Origin of the sequence: Flavobacterium eburneipallidum (assembly GCF_027111355.2) — a bacterium.
In the GTDB taxonomy this organism is placed as follows: Bacteria; Bacteroidota; Bacteroidia; order Flavobacteriales; family Flavobacteriaceae; genus Flavobacterium; species Flavobacterium eburneipallidum.
Map to the genome: position 1 here is coordinate 2,430,474 of NZ_CP114291.2, position 26,184 is coordinate 2,456,657.

Below are 26,184 nucleotides of genomic sequence, written 5' to 3' on the forward strand. Positions count from 1 at the left end.
CTCAATAGAAAAAACGCTTAAGGACAACTTAAGATGTACTTATGGGAAACTTAAAAAACTATGATTTAAAATATTTTCTACAGCAGTAAATCTTGATGAAAAACAATCTTGTAATGTATTAGTTTTCAAAACTTAAAACAACTGTAGTTCCTTTGCCTACTTCGCTATGAATTTCAAATTGAATATTGAGCAAATCTGCTAATCGTTTTACAATAGAAAGTCCTAATCCAGATCCTTTTATCTCGGGATGCTGCGTTGGATTTGAACGATAAAAAGGATTGAAAATTTTATCTAAATCTTCTTTAGCAATACCAATTCCGTTATCCGTAATGGTACAAGTTGTAGTGTTTTGATTTTGTGAAAGTTGTATTGAAACAGTTCCTTTCTCATTAGAATATTTAATTGCATTACTGATAATATTACTAATGATTATGGATAGTAAATAATTATCGGATTCAATATTAAAATCTTTTGAAAAAGAAGGATTGATGCTTATTTTTTTGACATTAATTTTACTGGAAAATCGGGTCAGAATATCTAAAATCATAGCGTTCAAATAAACTTTTTCTACCTTCAAACTTTGAATTTGATTTTCAAATCGAGCCAGTAATAACAGTTGATCTACTAAAGTATTCAATCGATTTACTTCTGAAATTCCATATTTAATTTTGTCTTCATATTCCGCTTGTGTTCTGGGTTTTCTAACCAGAACTTCTAATGTTCCTTTCAAAACCGTTAGTGGAGTTCGTAATTCGTGTGAAGCGTGTGAAGCAAATTGTTTTTCTCTTTCTACGGCATTTTCAATTCTATCCAGCAAATCATTTATTGTTTTGGATAAAACATAAAGTTCGTCTTTATTTTGAGGCAAAGAGATTCGTTCTTGCAAATTGTCTTTAGTGATTTTGCTAGACGTTTCAGTAATTAAGGTTACAGGCTTGATACTTCTTCCGGCAATGAAACGAGCAATTAAGAAAAGAATAGCTAATATCAATGGAAAAGCAATCAATAAAGTATCCTGCAAATTCATTAAAATCATTGTTGCATCATCTAATGACATGGCAATTAATAAATAACCAACCACTTTATTTTTGTCTAATAGTGGTACTTGAATTTGTCTAATTGGTTTTTTATTCAAGTAAGTATCTATGAATTTATTGTTCCATTTTGTAGAATATACTTTGAGTTGTATTCCTTTTAAATTAGGAGACTTGTCAATTAATTGTTTGTTGATGTCTAAAAACTGTACAAAAACTGGATTTACATTAACGGTATTGTGCTCCCGTTCTCGCCATTCGTCAACATGAATTAAATAAGTATTATTAGGATCAATGACAATCTCTCTTAAATGCTTTTGCACTTCGTCGTTAATATCTTCATTGATATGAGTATTTACATTGTGATCTATACTATGATAAATCAAAAAAAACACCACCGAAATCAATAATCCCGTGCTGATGATGTAGTAAAAAGCAATTCTGTTTTTAAAAGAAAAGGAAAACATATATTGGGTGTTAATCATTAGCAATATAACCAACTCCTCGAATAGTTTTGATTAAATCTTCGTCTTTATTTAAATTTAAATTTAATTTTTTACGAATGGCATTCATAAAAACATCAATCACACCAGTATCATATTCAAAATGAATGTCCCAAACGTCTTCTATAATTTGAGTTCGAGTGCAAACTTTTCCTTTATTTTGAACTAAATAGCGTAGCAATTCAAATTCACGTTGTGTTAAATTCACTTCATTTCCATTGACGCTAACAAGATATTGAGCCAAATCAATTTTTATAGACCCCAATTTTAATATTTCAGGTTGAGTTTGATTCCTAAAATGAATTTTAATTCGTTCGAGTAATTCTTCAAAACTAAATGGTTTTTTGATGTAATCATTGGCTCCAGCTTTGAGTCCTTCTATGGTTTCCTGAACTGTATCTTTGGCCGTAAGGAAAATAATTGGTGTTGTTGAATTTGCTTTTCGAATAGCTTTACAAACTTCAATTCCAGTTATTTTGGGTAACATCCAATCTAAAAGAATAATATTTACTGTTTGAGCCAAGGCTAATTCGAGTCCTTTTTTCCCATCATTAGCAACTAAAACAGTATAACCTTCTTCTTCCAAACCTTGTTGGAGAAAATTAGCGATACCTATTTCGTCTTCAATTAGTAGAATTTTCATTTTTTTATTGTAAGATAAACTTAAATCCAATAGTAGCAATATTTGCTGTTAAATTATCACTTCTTTGGTAATGATTGAATCTGAAATCGATATTCTTTAAACCTAATTTCCAAATTTTTGCTCCTGTAAAAATATCAGTATAATTAATACCAAAACCATATTGATTAGCATCAAAACTACTTAAATCAGCATCCGAAGTATAATATTTTTCGGTTGATAAATGGGTTTCATAAGGCGCATAATATTTAGATTGCGTTTGGGTATAAAAACGATACATTGGGAAAATAGTAAATCGATCAGAAATTTTAAAAGGTAATTCAACATTAGCTGTATGAGACTGAATATCCCAATTGTCGGAATAATAGCGATAATAAGTTCTCAAAACAAATCGTTCGTTAATGTAATAATTGAGTCGCCCTCCAATAGGCAATTTGAATCGACTATTAGGTAATCTTTCAATATCGTCTGCTAATTTATAAACACCTGTATTACTTTCATTTTCGTAATTTGCAATATATTCAGGTTGGCCAATATAATAATTGTCTTTGTCAGCAAAATAAATTCGGTGATACGGTGTTGACAATAATCCTTGTTGCTTTAAAACATCAAAGAATACAGAGAATTGTAATTTTTTTGAAACTACCTGCGAAAATCCAAATGAAGCAGAATACGAATTTCGATTCACAGCACTTACAGTTTGAAAAGTTGAAGGTAAATAATCCACCGTAGCTTGTCCGTTTTGATTTAAAACTGAAACTCCATTAAAAAATCCTTGGTTTAAGAAATCAGGACCGTTTTTTGAATATTCGTGTAATTCTGTTGGGTAAATGGGTTGCCATTTATCTAAATAAGCATTGACTTTTAGACTTATTTCCGAGTTTTTATCGTTAAAAAGTTGCGCAATTCCTCCTCCAAAACCTATAGAAGTATAATCATATTCATTGGAAAAAGAAACATCTGCATTCCAAATAAAATTACGAGAATCACTACTGTGAGCATAATTTACGGTTATAGCTGTTAACTGATCACTCTTTGAAGCTCCTGAAGAAGCTTGCCAAGGCGTTCCATAAGGTTCGCTGGCTGCTGCCATTGTCTTGTTATTACTTTTTCTGTCATCATCGTCATCGCCACCACCCGAAGCACCAGTTGCATTAAATGGATTAATATTACTAGAAGAAGCAGATGAATATGCTGAAATACCCAAATCAACCGTTAAAACATCATTGTCATTTATAGGCATGGAAACTACAACATTTGAAGCTATATCTGTTAATTGTTCCGAACCAAGACCTCCCGAAACGGCTGATTTAGAACCATCTTGATTGTAATAACTCAATAAAAAATCTACCTCGGTACTTTCTAAAACTCTTTTCTTAAACTGGATGCTGTCAGTAGTTTTTTGAGAAAATGCACTGATTCCAACTAATAAAAAGAGAAATGTGATTCTAATTTTCATCTTAAAAATTGTAAAATAATATTGTTTTTTATTTATCGAAATTTAGTTGCAACCACAACCTCCACCCGATTTTCCACCATTGGCTCCAGCCGCTGCTTCTCTATAAACTTGAAAAGTAATTTCATAACGTTCTGCCGTTCTTGCAGAAAGTTTCATGTCAGGATCGTTGATAGCAACTTTTTCGTACTCTTTTACAGTATTACACGATTGCAAAAAAAGTCCAATCACTACTACTAAAATTATTTTCTGTATCATCTTATTCAAATTTTTTGATGTCTATTCCTTTTGATGTATGAATTTTACCTTTATCATCCACAATAATACACTGAATCCCTTTCATTTGATTGACTAAATCCAAGCCTACTTCTACTCCAAGAACAAAAATTCCTGTAGCTAAAGCATCAGCAATTTCGGTTTGTTTGGCAAAAACCGAAACACTCACAATACCTTGAGCCGGATATCCCGTTCGTGGATCAATGATATGAGAATAGCGGATACCATTAAAAACAACAAATTTTTCATAGCTCCCAGAAGTTTCTACAGCACTGTTTTCTAATGGGAAAGTGGCAAAAATTTTATTTTTATTCATGGGGTTTACAATAGCAACTGTCCAAGATTTTCCATCAACTTGTTTACCCCAAGTATTAATATCGCCTGAAACATTAACAATACCTGAAACACAGCCTTTAGTTTGGAGTAATTCTTTCACTTTGTCAGCAATATAACCTTGACCAATGCCACCAAGTCCTAATTTCATTCCCTCCATTTTAAGGAAAATAGTTTGCTCTTTTGAATCAAGAATAATGTTTTTATATCCAATTTTAGAAACCGATTTCTTGATGGCTTCTTCCGTTGGCATGGCTTTCATACTACCATCAAATTTCCAAATTTTATCCATTGAAGCATAGGAAATATCAAATGCTCCAGAAGTAATTTGGGATACTTTCATAGCTCTACCCACTAGATCAAATACTTCTTTATCTACTTTAATGGCTTTGATTCCGGCATTTTGATTGACTTTCGATATTTGCGAACTCGGAATCCAATCGGAAATTAAGTTTTCTATACGTTTGACTTCGGCCACAGCCAAATCGATATATTGATTTCCTTGAATCGTGTCTTTAACAACCACAGTCATTTCGAATGGACTACCTAACATTGATAGTTTTCTCTTGTGAGTGATTTGTCCAAAAGAACTATAAGTCGCAAGTAAAAAAAGGAAGTAAGCTATATTTTTCATTTTTTCTCCAATGAATGAATTAACTGTATATAATCTGTTGCTGAAATGTTTTTGAAACCAGTCATTCCAATCACTTTTCCTGTTTTATCCAAAAGAATCACCAAGGGAAAACTACCATTTCGATTGTATTTTTCCGCCAATTTATTATTCGATTCTGTTTGTTCGACTGACAACTGATTGGCTTTCTTTTTAGGAAAATCAGCTTTATAAATCACCCAGTTTTTTTCGGATTCCGATTTGAATGCTTCCGATTTCCAAACAGCATTATCTAATTTGATGCAAGGTGCGCACCAATCTGATCCTGAAAATACAAGAAGAATATTTTTATTTTCATTTACAGCTTCTTTTTTAGCTTCATCAAAATTACTTTTCCAATCTTGAGAAAAACTGGAACTACTAATAAAAACAAGCAGAATAATACAAATTTTTTTCATTGATTTATGTTTTAAAAATTAAGAACAATTTTCTTTATTTTAAAACACAAAAATAGAATATAAAGTATGGAGCAAAATGTCAGAAACAGAAACTTAAGCCAATATTAAGTTTGAAATAGCAGACTAAATAAACTGAAATTGAGTTCTTTTTGTACTACAACATCCCATTGTATTTTCGAACAAACCACTCCGAAGTTAGTGTAATGGCTATTAAAATCAACAACCAAACCCAATCAATTAAAGGTGTTTTGGTTAGGATTTCTTTTTGAATGGCTTTGTAATTTTCGTCTTCCAAAAGCGATTTGATTAAAACATTCACTTGGTTTGGATAATAAATTTTTCCTTGAGTTTGTGTTGCCAATTGATTCAATTTTTCGACATCGGGATTAACGAATTGTTTTTCGATATTAAAATCCAGAATTTCAAAATGACCTGAATAACTGGTTTTCGAATTCAATTCTTTTACCGAAAAATTATAACCACCTGCCGAAAGTCCGTCCAAATTGACTTTAAAAGAATTATTACCTTTTAGTAAATCGTAATTTTTGGTTTGCTTGGTTTTTATATTGGTTACCGAAATCGTCAAGCGAGCCTTTTCATCAAATTCGTAGTTTTTATTGAAATAAGAAGCTGTAATTTCGATGGCTTCTCCCGAATTATAAAAACTTTCGTGATTGACCGCCAAGGATTTTTTGGAATCATTAGATGCCAAAAACTGAATAATTTTATCCACAAAAACATCGTATTTTCCGAAAGACTGATGGTCAAGATGAAATTGAATACGCCATTTCCAACTATTCTCTCCCAAAAGAAAAGCAGAACGTTTGCCTTGATTTTCGGCAAAAGCCAACAAAGGTGAATTAGTTGCTATATTTCTAATTTTGGAAGAAAGCAAAGTAGAAACCGTTCCATTTGTAGTTATCGTTCCAAAAGGATTTTGCAGTGGAGGAAAATTTTCGAAACCTAAATTATCCATGGCAAAAAGAGTAAACTGCGAATTAAATTCGGCTAAATAATCCTCTTTTTGACTGCTCATTTTGAAAACCAAATTGTTTTGTTGTTGGTTCAAAAAATTGAAATCCGTGCTATTTCCAGTAATAATAAAAGTATTAATTCCAGCTACTTTATTCTTTTCAAAAACCGACTTAAATTCATTTGTCGGCTGATACAGGATTAAAATATTATAATCTTGTAATAAATTGATTAAGTTAGGTTTAAGAACACTTACTTTGCGCTGTACATTAGTTTCAATAGCACGTTTCAAAGCACCCAAATCGGGATGATTTATAGCCGAAACAATGGCAATATTTGTCTTTTGATCGATGACTTCAACCGCAAAATTTTTGGTGTTATTATAAGTATTTTTCTCTTTTTGGTTAGAAGAAATGGTCGCTTTAAAAACTTGTATTCCTACTTTGTCTGCAGGAAGCAAAACGTTTAAAATCACCGATTTTTTGGATTGAGAAAAAGAAACCGTTTGCTTACTCAAAACCGAATTCCCTTGCGAAATACGAAAATCAGCCGTTACATTTTTGTTTCCCGAATAATTCAAAAATACTTCTACAGGAAATTTATTTTTCTGAAAAGCATATTTATTGACGTTTAATTGACTCACTTTTAAGTCTAAAAATTTAGTTGTATCACCAACAACTAAAGGATAAACCTTGTTGTTTGCATCAAAAGAATACACATAATCATTCCCCGAAGTTTGATTTCCATCCGTAATCAAAACCGTTGGAAAAGTGGTGTTCTTATAAATACTTTTCAAACTTTTGGCAACTTCATCCAGATTGGTTTGCGTTCCTTTGAAATCAAATTCCTCCGATTGTTGAAATTCACTGTCAAATTGATAGGATTGCAAATCAAATTTTTCCTGCAATTCTTTGTTTTGAGAAAGTTTTTTATACAATTCTAAAGCTGTTTCTTTAGATTTTAAATCAGCAATAGAACTCGAATTATCTACTACAACAGGCAAAGGTGTTTTGATAGTTTCCAATGTTTTTCGGGTCATTATTGGATTAATCAACAACAATAATATTCCGAAAATGGATAAAAAACGTAAAAAAGCCAAAACCAAGTTCAGTTTCGACTTGGTTTTGGCTTTATAATAATATTGAAAAAATGACAAACCGCCTGCTATTAATAAAGAAAGTAATAATAATAGAATCGTGTTTGTTGTCATGTTTTTAGTATTCAGCGTTCAGTATTCAGTGTTCAGTTGATTACTGAATACTGAACACTGCTAACTTTTTTTAAGTAAGCATTCCTCCGCAAACGTTCAAGACTTGCCCTGTAACGTAAGCACTCATATCTGATGCCAAGAAAAGACAAGCATTGGCAACATCTTCAGTTGTTCCGCCACGTTTCAATGGAATTCCTTCTCTCCAACCTTTTACTACATCTTCGCTTAATTTAGCTGTCATCTCCGTTTCAATAAATCCAGGAGCAATGGCGTTGCAACGAATGTTACGAGAACCTAATTCTAATGCTACTGATTTTGTAAATCCAATCGCACCTGCTTTTGAAGCAGCATAATTGGTTTGACCTGCATTTCCAGAAACCCCAACAACAGAACTAATATTGATAATGGATCCAGCACGTTGTTTCAAAAACGTTTTTTGAATCGCTTTGGTCATATTGAAAACCGATTTCAAATTTACATCAATTACTTGATCAAAATCCGCTTCGGACATACGCATCAACAAGTTGTCTTTCGTAATTCCAGCATTGTTGATTAAAATATCTACAGTTCCAAATTCAGCTAAAACAGCATCAACAAAAGTTTGCGCTTCGTTAAAATCAGCCGCATTTGATTGGTATCCTTTGGCTTTGACGCCCAAAGCATTCAATTCATTTTCCAATGCCAAAGCAGATTCTACAGATGAACTATAGGTAAACGCTACATTGGCTCCGTGTTTTGCAAAAACTTCTGCGATTCCTCTTCCGATTCCACGACTTGCGCCAGTGATGATGGCTACTTTTCCTTCAAGTAATTTCATATTATGATTTGATTTTTTATTTCTAATTGAATTTCAAATATAGGCATAATGTATTTCGTGCCAAAAAAAATGCCCAACGAATTACGTGGGCATTTCAATTATTTTAGAATTTAGGATTTAGAAAGCCACATTCCATCTTGGTAATTTTGCGTTTTCGTCCAAGAAATTTTGTAGAATTTGTCCTTCCAAGAAAGTTGGGATTACTTTATTCTTGTCGTTGAAAGTTTCATACCAAGCCACTTCTAGTAATGAAATATTTTCCAATTTCATTTGCGCTGGCCAAGAATATTTACGCCCTGTTTTTGCAAATTGGTGTCCATTTACAATCTTGTCATACAAACCACCGTTTTTGCTTTTCAAAGTTCCGTCGTTTTGCACAGTTCCAGTAGAACCTACCATAATCAATTCTTTTTCTTCACCTTCAACGGCATAAACCAAGAAGATTCCGTTTCCAGTTTCTGGCGCATTACACACTTCCTCTAAACTATCGTCAACTGAAAAAGTAAATTGATTTTGAACTTTAATTTTTTTTAATTCTTTATACATTTTATATTTATTAATCAAAATGCCTCACTATTTGGTGAGGCATTTTGGATTATGTTATTTAAAACATTGGAATTTAACTATCCCAATACTTCTTTTACTTTTTTACCAATTTCTGCAGGAGAGTCAACCACGTGGATTCCACATTCTCTCATGATGCGTTTTTTAGCTTCAGCTGTATCGTCAGCACCACCAACAATTGCACCTGCGTGACCCATTGTTCTTCCTTTTGGAGCAGTTTCACCAGCAATAAACCCGATAACTGGTTTGCGGTTTCCATCCGCTTTTACCCATTTAGCAGCATCAGCTTCAAGTTGCCCTCCAATTTCACCAATCATGATGATTGCTTCCGTTTCTGGATCATTCATCAATAACTCAACTGCTTCTTTAGTTGTAGTTCCAATGATTGGATCTCCACCAATTCCGATAGCTGTTGTAATTCCTAATCCTTGTTTTACTACTTGGTCAGCAGCTTCATACGTTAAAGTTCCTGATTTAGAAACGATACCAACAGTTCCTTTTTTGAAAACGAAACCAGGCATAATACCTACTTTAGCTTCACCTGGAGTAATGACTCCTGGACAGTTTGGTCCGATTAATCTAGAATTTCTTTGTTTAACATAATTGTTGGCTTTGATCATATCAGCAACAGGAATTCCTTCAGTGATAGCTATAATTACTTTGATTCCAGCATCAGCAGCTTCCATAATTGCATCGGCAGCAAAAGCTGGTGGTACAAAAATAATGGTTGTATCAGCACCTGCTTGATCTACTGCTTCTTTTACAGTATTAAAAACAGGACGATCCAAGTGAGTAGATCCTCCTTTTCCTGGAGTAACACCACCAACAACGTTTGTACCATACTCAATCATTTGAGAGGCGTGGAAAGTACCTTCACTTCCTGTGAATCCTTGAACAATAATTTTGGAATCTTTATTAACTAAAACACTCATGATATATTTTTTTATGTGGTTTTTAAAATTTGTGTTGCAAAAGTATAAAATTGTAAACAGTAATCTGTATTGATTTTTTAGTATTTTATAATAAAATTGTTATAATTGGCTTATTCGATTAATCTCGAAATAATTTATCAGCTCAAATTTATCAAATTACTAATAGAATTGATTCTGAAATTTATTTAAAGAAAACTATTGCCTTTTATTTCAATTGATTTTGAATTTCGGGTATTTTTTTCAAATTTGCCAATTGTTTTAAAAACTCTCTCGATTCCTGTGCTGGATTTCCATTATAAACTTTATTTCCTGGGTGCGATTTGGTTACGCCTGCTTGAGCCAAAAATACTGCTTTTGACCCAATAGTAATTCCGCTTGTTACACCAACTTGTCCCCAAAGTGTCACTTCGTCTTCGATAATCACACAGCCTGCAATTCCGGTTTGTGAGGCTATTAGGCATTTTTTACCAATGACGGTATCATGACCAACGTGTACCTGATTGTCAATTTTAGTACCTTCGCCAATAGTAGTATCCCCTGTAACTCCTTTGTCTATGGTACAGAGTGCTCCGATACCAACATTATTTTCTATCACTACACGACCTCCTGAAACTAACTGATCAAAGCCATCAGGACGTTTTTTATAATAAAAAGCGTCAGCACCAAGTATGGTTCCTGCATGAATAATAACATTATCGCCAATTATGGTGTGGTCATATATAGATACATTAGAATGAATCAGACAATTTTTACCAATAATAACGTTGTTTCCAACAAAAGAATTAGGCTGAATTATGGTTCCCTCTCCTATTTTTGCAGAAGCTGAAATAGCAACATTTGAAGACTGAAAGGGTTTAAAATGTTTGGTTAAAATATTAAAATCCCGAAATGGGTCATCAGAAATTAACAAAGCTTTTCCTTGTGGACAGTCCACATTTTTGTTTATCAAAATGATTGTTGCCGCAGAATTTAATGCTTTGTCATAATATTTGGGATGATCTACAAAGACAATATCACCTGGCTCTACCACATGAATTTCGTTCATTCCAGACACCAAAAAATCAGCATCACCAACATATTCACAGTTGATGATGCTTGCTATTTCTTGTAAGGTTTGTATTTGAGAAAATTTCATAAACTTCTAGGTTTTGCAATCTAAAATTCTGCAATCTAAATTCTAAAATTTACTCTTTAACACGCTCCATGTAACTTCCTGAAGCTGTGTCAATTTTGATTTTATCTCCTTCGTTGATAAATAAAGGAACGTTTACAGTAGCTCCAGTTTCAACTGTAGCAGGTTTTGTAGCATTGGTTGCTGTATTTCCTTTTACTCCTGGTTCAGTATAAGTCACTTCTAAAATCACAGATGATGCCATATCAACAGATAATGGTAAATCGGTTTCTGTATTAATTTGAATCATTACATTTTCTCCTTCTTTTAATAAATCTGGAGAATCCAAAACATTTCTATTTAATGTAATTTGTTCAAAAGTTTCAGCATTCATAAAATGAAATTCATCTCCTTCTGGATATAAAAATTGAAAAGTGTGAGTTTCTACACGAACGGTATCAATTTTATGACCTGCAGAAAAGGTATTGTCTAATACTTTACCATTAGTCAATGATTTTAATTTGGTTCTAACAAAAGCAGGTCCTTTTCCTGGTTTTACGTGAAGAAATTCAATGATCTTGTAGATATCGTGATTGTGCTTAATGCAAAGTCCGTTTTTAATGTCTGATGTTGATGCCATTTGAATGTTTATTTGTTTATGCGTTAAATCGGTTATTTGTTTATTTGCTAAATCGGTTAATTGTTTTCCGAATAAACGAATAAACAAATAACCGATTCAACTTTTATTTATGAATTTCCAGTATAGCCTTTCATAATTCCTCTGGATGAATTTCTGATAAAATCCAATATTTCGTCACGTTCAGGAGTTGCTTCCATTTCTGCTTCGATGATACCAATGGCTTGAGTAGTATTGTAATTCTTTTGATATAAAATTCTATAAATATCTTGTATTTCTCTGATTTTTTCAGGAGTAAATCCGCGTCTTCTCAATCCAATCGAATTGATTCCAACATAAGACAAAGGTTCTTTTGCTGCTTTAGTAAATGGCGGCACGTCTTTTCTTAACAAAGAACCTCCCGAAATCATTGCGTGATCACCAATACTAATAAACTGGTGAATAGCCGATAACCCGCCAATAACAGCATAATTACCAACAGTTACGTGTCCTCCTAAAAGAACTCCGTTTACTATAATGGCATTGTCACCAATATGACAGTCGTGAGCAATATGAGCAGCTGCCATAATCAGACAGTTGTTTCCAATTACGGTTTGTCCTGAAGCGATAGTTCCTCTATTGATCGTAACACATTCACGAATCGTACAGTTATCCCCTATGATTGCTAAAGAATCTTCTCCTCCAAATTTTAAATCTTGAGGAACTGCAGAGATTACTGCTCCTGGAAATATATTACAATTTTTTCCGATTCGTGCGCCTTCCATTATGGTCACGTTTGAACCTATCCAAGTTCCGTCACCTATGATTACATTATTATGAATGGTTGTAAAAGGTTCTATAACCACATTTTTTGCGATTTTTGCACCCGGATGAACATAAGCTAATGGTTGATTCATTTGTTTTTGTTTAATCGTTTAACTGTTTAATTGGTTAATCAAATAAACGATTAACCAATTAAACAAAAAATTACTGCTTTTTAGCTATTTGAGCCATTAATTCTGCTTCTGCAACGAGTTTTCCATTGGCGTAAGCATTGGCTTGCATGTGGCAAATTCCTCTTCTGATAGGAGTTATTAAATCACATTTAAAAGTCAAGGTGTCACCAGGTAATACTTTATGTTTGAATTTGACATTGTCTATTTTCATGAAATAAGTCAAATAATTTTCAGGATCAGGAACAGTGCTCAATACTAAAATTCCTCCTGTTTGCGCCATCGCTTCTACAATGATAACACCAGGCATTACTGGAGCTCCAGGGAAATGACCTACGAAAAAAGCTTCGTTCATGGTAACATTTTTCAAACCTACAATATGACTATCAGACATTTCGATAATTCTGTCCAGAAATAAGAACGGAGGTCTGTGTGGCAAAACCGACATGATTTTGTGAATATCCATCAAAGGCTCTTGATTCAAATCATAAACAGGAACAAAATTTCTTTGTTCGATTTTGATGATTTTTGCCATTTTCTTGGCAAATTGTGTGTTTACAAAATGACCTGGTTTATTAGCAATTACTTTTCCTTGAATTCGAGTTCCAATCAGAGACAAATCTCCAACCACATCAAGTAATTTATGTCTTGCTGCTTCGTTTGGATAATGCAAAGTCAAATTATCTAAAATTCCGTTTGGTTTAACTGTAATTTCTTCTTTTCCGAAAGCTGTTTTTAGGCTATTCATTGTTTTTTCGGAAATTTCTTTATCCACATATACAATGGCATTATTCAAATCGCCGCCTTTAATTAATCCGTTGTCTAAAAGCGATTCTAGTTCATGCAGAAAACTAAAAGTTCTAGATTGAGCAATTTCGGTTTTAAAATCTCCAATATTTTTTAGAGTAGCATTTTGAGTTCCTAATACTTTAGTACCAAAGTCAACCATAGCAGTCACACTATAGCTATCACTTGGCATAACAATAATTTCGCTACCAGTTTCCTCGTCTGTATATGAAATTACTTCTTTGACTACATAAATATTTCTTTTAGCTTCTTGTTCAACAACTCCCGCCTTTTCGATAGCTTCTACAAAATATTTTGATGATCCATCCATAATAGGCAATTCTGAAGCATTTAACTCGATAATAACATTATCTAAATCACAACCTACTAATGCAGCCAAAACGTGTTCTGGGGTTTGAATTTTAACGCCTAATTTTTCTAAATTAGTTCCTCTTTGTGTGTTGACAACATAATTTGCGTCTGCTTCAATAACAGGATGTCCTTCTAAATCTAATCTAGTAAAGGTAAAACCATTATTAATTGGCGCAGGTTTAAAAGTCATTTTAACTTCTCTTCCTGTGTGTAATCCAACTCCTGTCAGTGAAATTTCTGTTTGGATGGTCTTCTGTTTAACCATTATTTTCTTTTTTTTGGTTTAATATTTCTTTTTTTATTTCTTCTATTTCTGAAACAATCTTTGGTAAATTCTTAAAATGAACATAAGACTTGCTAAAATCATTATACCCCATTGTTGGGCTTCCTTGCAACGTTTCGTTGTCTTTTATATTACGAGCAACTCCTGATTGTGCTTGAATTCTAACATTGTTACCTATCGTTAAATGACCTACAATCCCTACTTGACCACCAATCATTCCATTACTACCAATTTTTGTAGAACCAGCAATTCCTGTTTGGGCAGCAATTACGGTATTCTCACCAATTTCTACATTATGTCCAATCTGGATTTGATTGTCGAGTTTGACTCCTTTTCTTATAATAGTCGAACCCATTGTGGCTCTATCAATCGTTGTATTGGCTCCAATATCTACATTATCTTCGATAATTACGTTTCCTATTTGTGGAATTTTTGAATAAGTTCCGTCAGGATTTGGTGCAAAACCAAAACCATCAGCCCCTATAACTACACCTGAATAAATGAAACAATTATTTCCAATTATGGTATCTGAATGAATTTTTACGCCAGCAAAAATAGTAACATTATTTCCTAAAACTACATTGTCACCAATGAAACTATTGGGGTAAATCTTCACATCATTACCAATAACTACATTTTCACCTATATATGTGAAACTCCCCAAATAAAAATTAGCACCATATTTTGCACTTTCTGACAAAGTGGAAGGCTGTTCGATACCTACTTTATTTCCTTTTTTGGCCTGATCATAAAATTCTAGTAACTTGGTAAAAGACAAATAAGCATCTTCTACTTTAATTAATGTTGTTGATAGTTCTCCTTCTGGAATAAAAGTGGTGTTTACAATAGTTATCGTGGCCTGTGTGGTGTAAATATAATGCAAGTATTTTGGGTTTGCCAAAAAACTTATTGAGCCTTCGGTACCCTCCTCAATTTTAGATAATTTATATACTTCGGCTTTGGGATTGCCTACGACTTCTCCATCTAAAACGCCCGCTATTTGTTCTGCTGTAAATTTCATCTTATTGTATTGTATTTTTTATAATAATAAGATGGAACTTTCTAAAAAACGTTCGGCTTATATTCAAAAAAAATATACTAATTTGTTTCATTTCGACAAAAATATAAAAAATTAACCTTTAATGTAGATTTTTATAAAAGTTGTTTAGGAAAGCAAATATAATATTTAGTTACTGATTTAGATAAGGCTCTTAAATTCAGCTGATCAGAAGCTTCTACTACGTCTTCAATTGTTTTGTCTTTTTTCAAAATTCGAATAGGTTCGGCGGCTTTGCTATAGGCTTGGTTTTTTATTTTTCCCTTAAAAATAAAATAATTCGTGTCCACAATTGAGATATTATTTTCTGATGAAAAACGTTCTTTCAACACTTGCAATTCATCAGAGGATGGCTTTTCCTCGGTTAGTTGTATTTTCAATAAATCTCTATTGATAATCATTTTACTTAAAGACGATAAAATAAAATCATCTTGATTTTGCCAAGATTTCAAAGCGCTAATAATATCAAAATCATCCAATTGGGAAAATAATTCTAGATTTTTACTATCAAAAGTTTCGATCGTAATTTTGTTTTGCATGAAGAATAGCAAAGGTTCACTACACGGCAAAACGATTCCTTTTTGAGTCAATTCTTTAGCACGTTTTAAGACTTTTGTCAAAATTAATTCGGCTGCCAAACTGGTTTTGTGCAAATACACTTGCCAATACATTAATCGTCTGGACATCAAGAACTTTTCGACAGAGTAGATGCCTTTTTCTTCAATAACCAAAACATCATTTACAACATTCATCATCTGAATCAAACGCTCTGAATTTACATTTCCTTCTGCCACTCCCGAATAAAAACTATCACGCTTTAAATAATCCATTCGATCCATATCCAGCTGACTGGAAATGAGTTGCAACATAAATTTTCGATGATATTCTCCTTTAAAAACTTGAATGGCTAAACTCAACTGACCATCAAATTCTATATTTAATTGGTTCATAAACAACAGTGAAATCGCTTCGTGGTGCACATCTTCCACAATACTACTTTCCATAGCGTGCGAAAAAGGACCATGACCAATATCGTGCAATAAAATAGCTATATATAAAGCATTTTCTTCCTCTGAAGAAATAGAAACTTCTTTAAAGCGAAGTACATCAATTGCTTTTTGCATAATGTGCATACAGCCCAAAGCGTGATGGAAACGAGTATGATTGGCTCCAGGATAAACTAAATAAGACAATCCCATTTGAGAAATTCGTCTTAATCGCTGAAAATAAGGATGTTGAATTAAATCGTAGATTAAAGCATTGGGGATGCTAATAAATCCATAAATAGGATCATTAAATATTTTTAGCTTGTTGATTTCGCTCACTATAATTTTCTTTTTGGGTAACAAATATAAAGGAAATTAAGTGGCAATGAAAATTTTGTTTTGGAAATGGAAATCCATCACGACCGTCAAATAAAATAACATGAATTCTATATTTCTAAAAATCTAAACCAACTATTTAACTCCGCCACAAAACGGCAGACAAATAAATGATCTTTGAAAAGTAAATCCAAAAACTATGTCAAAACTAATTTATTTCAAAAGGTATTTGTACGTTATCGACCGCTTGCGAAGCCGACCTTGTAGTTTCAATGAATTGCAAGAACACGTGATGCGCAAATTGGAAAACGACGATATCGACACAACTTTTGAATATGCCATTCGTACTTTCGAAAGGGACAAGAAAGATATTTCCACCCTTTTTGGAATTGATATTCACTACAACCGAAAAGACAAAACCTACGCTATTGACGAAGAAGAAATCGAAGACCAATCAGTAACCCGAATGATTGATGCTTTTTCGATTCATCACGCCTTACAAAAAGGCAACAAATTATCTCCCAGCGTGTTTCTGGAAAACCGAAAATCATTAGGAACGGAGCATATTCACGGTATTATTCACGCCATACAAAATCAATACATTTTACAATTTACCCATCAAAAACATTGGGAGGATTTTAGCACACAACGTATAGTTTATCCCATTGCCATCAAAGAATCGCAACAAAGATGGTATTTAGTTGCCTTGGACAAAAAAAACGAAACTGTAAAAACCTTTGGTTTAGATCGAATTTCGAATTTAAAAATTACCGATACCAAGTTCAAACCCATTACTTATAACGTAGAAAAAGAATTTCAACACGCTTTTGGAGTAGAGACTTATGAGGCAGCCGAAAAAGTGATTTTGGAATTTTCCAAACAACAAGGTAACTATATCAAAACATTTCCCTTGCACGAATCGCAACGCATTCTGGAGGAAACTCAAAATACTGTTGTACTGGAAATTTTCATTCACACCACCAACGATATTAAAATGGAATTGTTGAAATACGGTAGTGATGTAAAAGTGCTCTCTCCTATTTCACTTCAAAATGAAATCAAAAACAGAATTTCGGAGATGTCTAATCTTTATAAATAATTATGGAAAAAGAAGAATTTGTGCGCTTATTTTCAAAACGGATGGATAAACTAGAGGAAACTTTTAAGGAAAAACTCCCTGATGGGATAGATGATAGAACGACAGCGACTATTCCACTGGGGTTTCTGAATCGATTAGTAATTGATGGGAGATTGTATAAGATAGAAATTTCAGGGATGAATATTACAAATTGTAATGAATAGCAATTAAACTTATGGATTGTTTTACCGCAATAGATTTTGAAACCGCAACGGGTTATAGAAATAGCATTTGTCAGGTTGGATTGGTAAGAATAGAAAACGGAATCATAACCCAAGAAGTCAATATATTGGTACAACCACCCGATAATTATTATTGGAGTCGTTTTACAGACATTCACGGGATTGCGGCAAAAGACACTTTGAACTCACCCACTTTCGACCAAGTTTGGCATCAAATTGCGCCTTATATCAAAGACCAAAATGTAGTGGCACACAATGGTTTTGGCTTTGATTTCCCTGTTTTGGATAAAACACTAGCTTACTATAATTTACCAACTCCCGACTACAATAAATTTTGCACTTATAAGATTTATAGGTCAAATTTAGCTACCTTGTGCGAAGAATATAATATTCCGTTAAACCATCACGATGCGTTGAGCGATGCTAAGGCTTGTGCGGAGTTGTTGTTGAGGAGGTTAAAAGATTAACAAATAAAAAACTAAATAAATAATGGAAATAGAAAAAAAATTTACAATTAATGCAAAAACTTGCACACTAAAATACAATAATCAAAATGGGCAAGCAATTGTATTAGATAATAAAACAAAATACATCATTCCTATATATCAAAGACCTTACTCTTGGACTGAAGATCAAATCATAAAATTTATTTCTGATATTTTCACTTCTTATTGGGGAAATGATTGTTTATCAAACGAAGAACCAATGTTTATAGGAACAATGCAATTATCCGAAAAAAATGAGGAGAAACAAGAAATAATAGATGGACAACAGCGAATATCAACTTTTTTAATTCTAATCAAAGTTTTAAAGAATAAATTTCCTAATTGCAGTGAATTAGAAAAAATAAATCTTAATTGGTTGATTACAAGAGTAAATAATGGAACGCAACAAATATTTCTCGAAGAAATGATTGCGGATGAATTAATAATATCTATGGAAAATTCATTAAATCCTTATTTAAAAAACGCATATTTAATAAAGCAACTAATAAATGAAAAAGTCGACAGTAACGATGAAAATCTGGGAGATTTTGAAATAGACCGCTTTATAAAGTATTTGTTTAGCAATATTTATTTTGTAATAATCGAAACACAAGCTGGACTTTCAAAAACTTTACAAATATTCAATGCAATCAATACAACTGGTTTGGACTTGAATGGAAGTGATCTCTTTAAAATCAGGATGTACGAGTACCTTACTGATATAAAACAAAAAGAAGAAAATTCTTTTGAAGAAATTAGCGAACTATACAAAAAAATAGACAAATATAATTCTGATTTAGGCTCTAAAAAATCTAACATTAATGACATTCTCAACATATATCAATATATTTTGATAGCAAAATATAATTTACCCGTTACGCTTTACAGTTATGGAACAGATACTTTCTTTGAAAGGTTATTTGATAGCATACTGAATATAAATCAGTGGGAACATTTCAAAAACAATATTAAAGATGTTGAACTTTCGATAAAAGATATAGATCGAATAATCGAAGTCCGTTATGCTTGGCAAAAACATTATTATGCAACAGCAGAAGATGCTTGTGCGATGCACTTTATATGGTGGTCAAGATATGGTAGATATTGGAAACTAATATTTGTATTTTTATATAAGTTTGACAATACCGAAGATTCATTTGATAAAATGTTCTTGTTTACTAGACAATTGAGTAAATTATATACTATTTATAGTATAAGATTTCAAAAATCCATAAATCATATTCATACATTCACTTATTCTGTAATTAATAAAATTATTAATGGGTCTTTTGAAGAAATCGTTGAACTTATTAATAATGAAATTGGTACGATTGAAAATCATAGAGGATGGAATAATTTAGAAAACACTTTAAATGGAAATATTATTTACAATGGAAAGTTAAAAAATATACTTTGTCGTTTATCAGCAATGCTTGAAGAAAATTACAAAACTTCAAATTTTGAAGAATCAGAAAAAATCAGGGTAAATTTATTTGAACAAGAAATTGACATTGAGCATATTCAATCTTATAATGATAGTGACGGAGAAAAACGAGAAGATGTTTGGGAGGAATGGGGTGAAGAAATTAATTCTATTGGAAATTTGATTGTATTGGAACAATATATAAATCGTTCAATAAGTAATAATCCATATCCTGAAAAAATAATACGTTATCCTGAAAGTCTTTACTCAATTGTTGGTAAACACGTTGAAAAACACAAAGAATGGAACTTAAATTTATGTAAAAAACGAAAAGAATATGAAATCAAAAAAATCGTGAATTATCTATTTGAAAAATAAAGTTTTAATAGCCACAACGACACTCCCACCCGAGTGTCGTTTTTTATACAAAAAAAACACTCCGCCACACTTTGGCACACTCCCCTACTTTCTTTGTAAGATGGGAAAGCCGAAAACCAATTTAGAGTAGGCAAAATGAAAACAAATAGTATTATGGCACAAATGATTTTAAAAGGAAAAAAAATGATTCGCATTAATCCAACAACGAAAACCAAAATTGAATATTCTACCAATGATGGAAGAAGCTGGATTTCACGGTATAATTCCAGCAGCTGTGGCGATTTTAATGATTTAACCGACAATGGCAAAGAAATTTTAGGAATAACCTCAAAAGGATTGTATTATTCTACCAACGATGGCAGAAGTTGGATCAAAAGGAGTTAAAGACCATTTGCTTCAAGATATATCTTTGTCAAAGTCAAAAAAACTTTGACAAAGATTCTCAAAATACCTAAACAACAAAAAAGGCATTACGATTATGCAATGCCTTTTGATTCTGTTTGTGTAAATGCTACAAATACCTTTCCTGAAAAACCTTCTGATGGTGTTTCAAATGTCCAATAATCAAAAATCCAATAGCTCTTACTGAAATGGGATGTTCGGACGCAATTCCCATTCGGGTTAATTGTTCTTCTGAAAAACTTTTGAACAACAATAAATTAGAATGTCTTACAGCGGAAAATTCGGTTAATAATTCTTGAAGATTTCTACTATTGCCATTGGTATTTTCGACATAATCATTTTCTTCGAATCCAGGTAATGGGGTTTTGTCATTTCTAGAAATTCTCAAAGCACGATATGCAAAAATCCTTTCGGTATCTATGATATGCTGAATAATTTCTTTGATTGTCCACTTTCCATCGGCATACCGATAATCAAATTTGTCCATTGGAATATTCTGGACAAATTTGATAAAATCGTGTAAGCTAATTTCTAATTCTTCCAATAATTCCACATTATCAATTGCGTTGATATAAGTCGCATTGAATTGAGAATACTCATTTACGGGTAACTGATTGGAATTCATATTTTAATTTTAATCTTTCTTTGAAACAATCTAAATTCTAAAATCTAAACTCTAAAATTATTTTTTAAGCTGAATTTCTACTAGCATTAGTGTTTCCAAAAAGCGAACGAGTTACAATCTTCTCGTAAGTATTTATTAACTCCAAATCTGGATTTTTCTCTTTGTTCAATTCGTTGATTCTTAACAAAGCATATTGTTGTATTGTCAACAAAGGCAATACGATACGCTCTCTTATATCAATCGATGCTTTTCCGTCAGGATAGTTTTCCATTAAACCTTTGTGACCCGCAATTTTTAGCAACATACTTTTTGTTAATAAAAATTCGTCATAAATAATTTGCCAAAAATCCCCAAATTCAGGATCTTTTCTCATATAAGCTGTCAAAGGGAAAAATGATTTTGCCAAGGACATCATACTGTTTTCTAACAAGGTTTTGAAGAACAAAGAGTCGTCATACAAATCTTGAACCTTGTCCCATTGTCCGCTTTCTTCAAAATGTTTTAAAGCAGTTCCTACCCCAAAGAAACCAGGTACATTTTGCTTCAATTGACTCCAAGAACCTACGAACGGAATCGCTCTTAAATCGGCAAAATCCAAATGTTCTGATTTACTTCTTTTGGATGGACGACTACCAATATTGGTTTTAGCATAATATTTCAAAGTACTCATTTTCTCCAAATACGGAATAAACTTCTCGTGATTTTTGAAACTCAAATATTTATCATATCCTAATCCTGCCAATTGATCTAAAATAGCAATTTCGTCATCCGACAATTCATTTTTGTTTTTGCTAAAATGATTGGTAACCCCAGCACTCAATAGGTTTTCTAGATTGTAACGGCAAGAATCCAATGTTCCAAAATTAGAACTAATGGTTTGTCCTTGTACGGTAACTTGAATTTCGCTGTTTTCGATTTTTGGTCCTAATGAAGCGTAGAATTTATGTGTTTTTCCACCACCACGAGCTGGAGGTCCACCACGACCGTCAAAGAAAATAGCGTGAATTCCGTATTTTCTAGACATTTCTGTCAATTCTTTTTTAGCTTTATAAATACTCCAGTTCGCCATCAAATAACCCCCATCTTTTGTTCCGTCAGAGAAACCAAGCATGATGGTTTGCTTCTGATTCCTGTTTTGCAAATGTTTGGCGTAAGCAGGATTTTTATACAATTTTTCCATAATAATATGGGCACTTTGCAAATCATCAACTGATTCAAACAAAGGAATAATATCTACAGACAAATCATCTCCCCAACCATTTAAGTGGAAAAGAGCAAAAGTCTCCATCACATTCAATGCACTTTCATTATTACTAATGATGTATCGATCCGCTCCAGATTCTCCGTTTGAATCTTGAATTTTCTTGATAGCTTGAATGGATTCCAATGTTGATTTTGTGATTTCATTCTCAAAAACATTGGTATCAATATTCCCTTTTACATTCGACAAAACTTCAATTTTTTCATCCTCTGACAAATCATAATAATTAGCTGGAAAAACAGTTGAACCCGAATTCAAATAATACCCCAAAACATCTTTGACAACTGCATCGTGTATTTTACTGTTTTGACGAATATCTAAAGAAGCAAAATGGAAACCAAATAAATTTACTTTGATAAGCAATGATTCTAATTCTTCTAGATACAAAGATTGGTGTTGCTCTATAACAATAGTTCTAATCTTATCCAATTGGGTTTTGAATTCCTCTAAAGTGATAAAAATTTCTCCTTTAGAATAAAACACAGAACGATATAATTTTTGTTCTAATTCGGCGACCAAAATATCTACACCTGGAAAAGTCAACTTTCTTTTCAAACGTCTCATTTCGATATAGTAACATTTCAAAATGGAAGTTCTCAATCTTTCGGCTACTTTTAGTGTGATTTCAGTGGTTACAAATGGGTTTCCATCACGGTCACCACCTGGCCAAAATCCTAATTTTATCAATTGATTTTGGATGGAATCGCCATTATTTACGTTCTTTTGAAGGTAATGCACTATTTCACCAGAAGTTTCATAAAACACATTTTCTAGATACCAAATCAAACTAACCGCTTCATCAAAAGGATTTGGTTTTTCGTTTTGAATAAAAGGAGTTTTCCCTAATTGAGCCAATAATTGTTTGATTACCAATAAATCATTTTTGCGTATAGCATCGGTCAAATCATTGATAATTCCGAGTACTGATCCTGGATAAAATTGAGTTGGATGAGCCGTAAGAACCGTTCTTACATTGAAGCTTTCTAAAAAATCGATTAATTCTGATTTTCTCTCTTTGGCATCTGATTTTTCTTTTATATCTCGCAAAGACCCTCTTCCTTCCATATTGTTAACGACAGGAAAAGCAGCATCTTCTATAGCATCAAAAAGAACAATTTGACGTTCTATAAATTGTATGAAACGAAACATTAAATCGATATTTTCTGTTTCAGAAACATTGTGCAAATATTTATTAGTAAAGAAATTAACTATTTCTTTAGGCGTTTCTTGTTTTTTGAAACCAGTATCGCAAACATCTGAAAACAAAGGCAATAAAACTCCTGTATTATCTATAGAATCAAAAGGCAAAGTAATAAAAACACTATTATAAATTTGGTATTTAGAAAGTACCTCCTCGTTAAATCGTTCAATTTTTGGATGTGTGTACATATATGGAAAATTTGTTTTTTGTGATTATTAAAAAAAAACCCCAAGAAATTACTTGAGGTCGTTATAAAAAAAACAGCGTTCAAGTAAATTACATATTTTTGAAGATAGTGTGCATCAAACGCTTTTTGTCGTTGATACTTTCTTCTAATGAAATCATTGTTTCTGTTCTATATACACCTTCGATATCGTCTATCATAAAAATTACATCTTTTGCATGTTTTGTATCTTTTGCTCTTATTTTGCAAAAAATATTAAACTTACCAGTCGTTACAGATGCCACAGTTACAAAAGGAATTTCGTTAATACGCTGTAAAACAAATTTTGTTTGAGAAGTATTATTAAGAAAAACGCCCACATAAGCTATGAAAGAATAACCTAGCTTGTCATAATCAAGGACTAATGACGAACCCATTATAATCCCTGCGTCTTCCATCTTTTTCACCCTAACGTGAACGGTTCCTGCTGAAATCAATAATTTTTTGGCAATATCTGTAAATGGAATTCTAGTGTTGTCTATCAACATGTCTAGTATTTGGTGATCTACTTCGTCTAAACGGAACTTACTCATAATTCTTAAATTAATATTATTATTGCAAATGCAAAATTCTCATTTTGAAGGAATGGTTATTGTTTTATAAAATCATCGAACCATTCACAAATTTAATGTTATTTTCAATATAAAAATCAGCTTTTTGATCTAATTTAGGAATATTGTTAAAATTATCGCTATAAAAAGCTCCTTTCCCATCAAATTCAAAATGTCCAAAATAATTATCTAATTCTCCTATTTTTGCGATATATGCAGTAAAACAAATAGAATCGTCAATTAATTCTTCTTTATATTGTAATGCAAAACTCGTGATTATTTCAATACCATCATAATTTATTTTGATATTTTTACATATAAAATCATAAAAAACGACTTTATTTTGAGAAATACTCAAATAATCATCTAGTTTACTAACAACTATATCGTTTTCGCTTATAATTTTAAAGCTAGTTATCAAAGCCATAAAAATATACTTTCGGGTTTCTTCTCGAAGATAATCCCCCTGAAAATGACCAGCTTCAAACAAAATTGTAGGCACTCCTAAATACTGAAAAGTATCTCCAATACAATTAATATTAAAAGAATCATCAAAACGACCTACTTGACCAGGAATGTACTGCTGTAAAACAGCATTCATGCCAGCAATTATATTAATTGCTTTCAATCGGGATGGATTAATTTCTCTGGCTTCATTAAAAGCTGGCGCCAAAAAAGATACCGTTGCTGGTTTTCCAGTATCTGCCACGCCAAAAATAGTACGCTGATCATGAAGATTGTAACAAAAATCAGGTTTGAAATCCTCAAAAGTCGCTCTTAAAACTTTGCTCTCTGGTTGTGTTAAATCTTGTGAATCTCTATTCAGGTCAACATTGTTAGCGTTTGCTCGAGTATGTAATTTTGCTCCATCAGGATTCAACATCGGAAGGCAACAAAATGTAAATTCAGCTAGGAACTGATTTGCTAATTCAGAACCACTGTGAAGCAGATTTAAAAAATCAAAGAGTGCTTTTGTAGTAGTACCTTCATTTCCGTGCATTTGAGACCAAAGAAAAATTTTAATTTTTCCTGTCCCAATTTGATATTTATATATTGGTTTATCCAATACAGATTTTCCAATAATTCTTAATTCATGATTTGTATTTAATCGATTCAATAACGGCTCTATTGCATCTAAAGTAATGTAACGTCCGTGTAATGATTGTTCTTTGTTTTGTTCAAATAATTGTTCTAAATCCATAGTTGTAATTTTGCTTTACAAAAGTAAACATCTTTATTTTTACATTTGTAAACACCAAAAAACATTATTATTTTATTAATGTAAACAGTTTTTAAAGTTTTAAATCAGCTATAAAACGAACACTTAACAACAATTGTTAAGTGTTTTTTAAACTATAATCAAATTGCTAAAAATCAATATTTTAAATAATTAAATATAAAGTTATAATTTACACAAATAAGCCATAATTTAACAATTTACAATTGTAATATATGATTGCTATCGCTTTTTGATTACATTTGTAACTTATTTGTTTTCAAAAACATTTCACAATGGTAAACACTGATGATTTTATAAAAAGACTAGAGTTCATATTAGAATATTACGGACTAAACGCCTCTTCTTTTGCTGATAAAATTGGAGTGCAACGTTCTAGTCTATCCCACTTACTATCTGGCAGAAACAAACCTAGTTTAGATTTTATTCTCAAAATTTTAGATGTTTTTCCTGAAGTAGATTTGTATTGGGTTTTGAACGGAAAAGGAACTTTTCCAAAATCAGAAACAGAAAATGAAACTCACTCTCCTGCTCAAACTTTAATCGAATCAGCTCAAGAATTTAGTAATGAAAAAACGGTTAATTTGTTTTCAGAAGAGTTACCTAGTTCAGAAAAATGGATTCAAGAAAAAACTACACCTACATCTCAAAACACAACCGAACTAAAAAATAGTTCCGAAATAGATCGAATTGTAATTTTTTATAAAAATGGGACTTTCAAAACCTACTCTTCAGAATAATTATTTTAGAAACACTTCTGAAATTCAATTTTA

At 32.2% G+C, this 26,184-nt stretch carries 26 protein-coding genes; 6 read left to right on the plus strand and 20 right to left on the minus strand.

Annotated elements, in window-relative coordinates:
• Nucleotides 1–118 precede the first annotated feature (118 nt).
• The 16 genes from OZP15_RS10225 to OZP15_RS10300 form a co-directional block, all read right to left on the minus strand.
• Nucleotides 119–1,501, minus strand: coding sequence for a sensor histidine kinase (locus OZP15_RS10225; RefSeq protein WP_281336029.1), 1,383 nt, complete (start codon nucleotides 1,499–1,501; stop codon nucleotides 119–121).
• Nucleotides 1,502–1,511: 10 nt separating this feature from the next.
• The gene (locus tag OZP15_RS10230) at nucleotides 1,512–2,180 is read right to left on the minus strand and encodes a response regulator transcription factor (RefSeq protein ID WP_269225353.1); all 669 of its coding nucleotides are present in this window, start codon (nucleotides 2,178–2,180) and stop codon (nucleotides 1,512–1,514) included.
• Nucleotides 2,181–2,184: 4 nt separating this feature from the next.
• The gene (locus OZP15_RS10235; protein ID WP_269225354.1) at nucleotides 2,185–3,636 is read right to left on the minus strand and encodes a DUF3570 domain-containing protein; all 1,452 of its coding nucleotides are present in this window, start codon (nucleotides 3,634–3,636) and stop codon (nucleotides 2,185–2,187) included.
• A gap of 42 nt (nucleotides 3,637–3,678) precedes the next feature.
• Nucleotides 3,679–3,891: a DUF4266 domain-containing protein gene (locus tag OZP15_RS10240; RefSeq protein WP_281336030.1), complete on the minus strand. Its 213-nt coding sequence runs from the start codon at nucleotides 3,889–3,891 to the stop codon at nucleotides 3,679–3,681.
• A 1-nt stretch (nucleotide 3,892) separates the two neighbouring features.
• The gene (locus tag OZP15_RS10245) at nucleotides 3,893–4,876 is read right to left on the minus strand and encodes an FAD:protein FMN transferase (RefSeq protein WP_269225355.1); all 984 of its coding nucleotides are present in this window, start codon (nucleotides 4,874–4,876) and stop codon (nucleotides 3,893–3,895) included.
• Complete coding sequence (locus OZP15_RS10250; RefSeq protein ID WP_269225356.1) at nucleotides 4,873–5,310, minus strand: thioredoxin family protein; 438 nt, start codon at nucleotides 5,308–5,310, stop codon at nucleotides 4,873–4,875. Before OZP15_RS10250 ends, OZP15_RS10245 begins: the two co-directional genes overlap by 4 nt.
• Before the next feature lie 154 nt (nucleotides 5,311–5,464).
• Complete coding sequence (locus OZP15_RS10255) at nucleotides 5,465–7,492, minus strand: hypothetical protein (RefSeq protein ID WP_281336031.1); 2,028 nt, start codon at nucleotides 7,490–7,492, stop codon at nucleotides 5,465–5,467.
• Nucleotides 7,493–7,562: 70 nt separating this feature from the next.
• Entirely contained in the window at nucleotides 7,563–8,309 is a 747-nt protein-coding gene (gene fabG, locus OZP15_RS10260) for a 3-oxoacyl-[acyl-carrier-protein] reductase (protein WP_269225357.1), read from the minus strand.
• A gap of 117 nt (nucleotides 8,310–8,426) precedes the next feature.
• Complete coding sequence (locus tag OZP15_RS10265; protein ID WP_281336032.1) at nucleotides 8,427–8,855, minus strand: hypothetical protein; 429 nt, start codon at nucleotides 8,853–8,855, stop codon at nucleotides 8,427–8,429.
• A 77-nt stretch (nucleotides 8,856–8,932) separates the two neighbouring features.
• A complete protein-coding gene (sucD, locus tag OZP15_RS10270) occupies nucleotides 8,933–9,805 on the minus strand; it encodes a succinate--CoA ligase subunit alpha (RefSeq protein ID WP_269225359.1) in 873 nt (290 codons plus the stop codon).
• A gap of 205 nt (nucleotides 9,806–10,010) precedes the next feature.
• The gene (locus OZP15_RS10275; RefSeq protein ID WP_269225360.1) at nucleotides 10,011–10,940 is read right to left on the minus strand and encodes a UDP-3-O-(3-hydroxymyristoyl)glucosamine N-acyltransferase; all 930 of its coding nucleotides are present in this window, start codon (nucleotides 10,938–10,940) and stop codon (nucleotides 10,011–10,013) included.
• Nucleotides 10,941–10,989: 49 nt separating this feature from the next.
• Nucleotides 10,990–11,556: an elongation factor P gene (gene efp, locus OZP15_RS10280; RefSeq protein ID WP_281336033.1), complete on the minus strand. Its 567-nt coding sequence runs from the start codon at nucleotides 11,554–11,556 to the stop codon at nucleotides 10,990–10,992.
• A gap of 107 nt (nucleotides 11,557–11,663) precedes the next feature.
• Nucleotides 11,664–12,449, minus strand: a complete 786-nt coding sequence (gene lpxA / locus OZP15_RS10285; RefSeq protein WP_269225361.1) for an acyl-ACP--UDP-N-acetylglucosamine O-acyltransferase — start codon at nucleotides 12,447–12,449, stop codon at nucleotides 11,664–11,666.
• A 70-nt stretch (nucleotides 12,450–12,519) separates the two neighbouring features.
• Nucleotides 12,520–13,908, minus strand: a complete 1,389-nt coding sequence (locus OZP15_RS10290; RefSeq protein ID WP_281336034.1) for a bifunctional UDP-3-O-[3-hydroxymyristoyl] N-acetylglucosamine deacetylase/3-hydroxyacyl-ACP dehydratase — start codon at nucleotides 13,906–13,908, stop codon at nucleotides 12,520–12,522.
• Nucleotides 13,901–14,947, minus strand: coding sequence for a UDP-3-O-(3-hydroxymyristoyl)glucosamine N-acyltransferase (gene lpxD, locus OZP15_RS10295; protein ID WP_281336035.1), 1,047 nt, complete (start codon nucleotides 14,945–14,947; stop codon nucleotides 13,901–13,903). Before lpxD ends, OZP15_RS10290 begins: the two co-directional genes overlap by 8 nt.
• Before the next feature lie 131 nt (nucleotides 14,948–15,078).
• Nucleotides 15,079–16,308: an HD domain-containing protein gene (locus tag OZP15_RS10300; protein WP_281336036.1), complete on the minus strand. Its 1,230-nt coding sequence runs from the start codon at nucleotides 16,306–16,308 to the stop codon at nucleotides 15,079–15,081.
• A gap of 196 nt (nucleotides 16,309–16,504) precedes the next feature.
• Here OZP15_RS10300 and OZP15_RS10305 point away from each other — a divergent pair, with 196 nt between their 5' ends.
• From OZP15_RS10305 to OZP15_RS10325, 5 genes are all read left to right on the plus strand, one after another.
• Nucleotides 16,505–17,404 carry a helix-turn-helix transcriptional regulator gene (locus OZP15_RS10305; RefSeq protein WP_281336037.1) on the plus strand — a complete coding sequence of 300 codons (900 nt, stop codon included), beginning with the start codon at nucleotides 16,505–16,507 and terminating at the stop codon, nucleotides 17,402–17,404.
• Nucleotides 17,405–17,406: 2 nt separating this feature from the next.
• Nucleotides 17,407–17,607 (plus strand): hypothetical protein, encoded by a 201-nt coding sequence (locus OZP15_RS10310; protein ID WP_269225364.1) that lies wholly within the window; start codon nucleotides 17,407–17,409, stop codon nucleotides 17,605–17,607.
• Between the two features lie 11 nt (nucleotides 17,608–17,618).
• Entirely contained in the window at nucleotides 17,619–18,092 is a 474-nt protein-coding gene (locus tag OZP15_RS10315) for a 3'-5' exonuclease (protein ID WP_281336038.1), read from the plus strand.
• A 22-nt stretch (nucleotides 18,093–18,114) separates the two neighbouring features.
• Nucleotides 18,115–19,911, plus strand: coding sequence for a DUF262 domain-containing protein (locus tag OZP15_RS10320; protein WP_281336039.1), 1,797 nt, complete (start codon nucleotides 18,115–18,117; stop codon nucleotides 19,909–19,911).
• A gap of 135 nt (nucleotides 19,912–20,046) precedes the next feature.
• On the plus strand, nucleotides 20,047–20,295 hold the full coding sequence (locus OZP15_RS10325; RefSeq protein ID WP_281336040.1) for a beta propeller repeat protein: 249 nt from the start codon (nucleotides 20,047–20,049) through the stop codon (nucleotides 20,293–20,295).
• 127 nt (nucleotides 20,296–20,422) lie between these two features.
• Here OZP15_RS10325 and OZP15_RS10330 read toward each other — a convergent pair whose 3' ends face one another.
• The 4 genes from OZP15_RS10330 to OZP15_RS10345 form a co-directional block, all read right to left on the minus strand.
• Nucleotides 20,423–20,938, minus strand: coding sequence for a DinB family protein (locus OZP15_RS10330; protein ID WP_269225368.1), 516 nt, complete (start codon nucleotides 20,936–20,938; stop codon nucleotides 20,423–20,425).
• Between the two features lie 64 nt (nucleotides 20,939–21,002).
• The gene (locus tag OZP15_RS10335; RefSeq protein WP_269225369.1) at nucleotides 21,003–23,588 is read right to left on the minus strand and encodes a phosphoenolpyruvate carboxylase; all 2,586 of its coding nucleotides are present in this window, start codon (nucleotides 23,586–23,588) and stop codon (nucleotides 21,003–21,005) included.
• Between the two features lie 88 nt (nucleotides 23,589–23,676).
• Nucleotides 23,677–24,156, minus strand: a complete 480-nt coding sequence (locus OZP15_RS10340) for an Lrp/AsnC family transcriptional regulator (RefSeq protein WP_073371425.1) — start codon at nucleotides 24,154–24,156, stop codon at nucleotides 23,677–23,679.
• A gap of 64 nt (nucleotides 24,157–24,220) precedes the next feature.
• A complete protein-coding gene (locus OZP15_RS10345; RefSeq protein WP_269225370.1) occupies nucleotides 24,221–25,375 on the minus strand; it encodes a M14 family metallopeptidase in 1,155 nt (384 codons plus the stop codon).
• 311 nt (nucleotides 25,376–25,686) lie between these two features.
• Here OZP15_RS10345 and OZP15_RS10350 point away from each other — a divergent pair, with 311 nt between their 5' ends.
• Nucleotides 25,687–26,151, plus strand: coding sequence for a helix-turn-helix domain-containing protein (locus OZP15_RS10350; RefSeq protein WP_269225371.1), 465 nt, complete (start codon nucleotides 25,687–25,689; stop codon nucleotides 26,149–26,151).
• The last annotated feature ends 33 nt before the right edge of the window (nucleotides 26,152–26,184 follow it).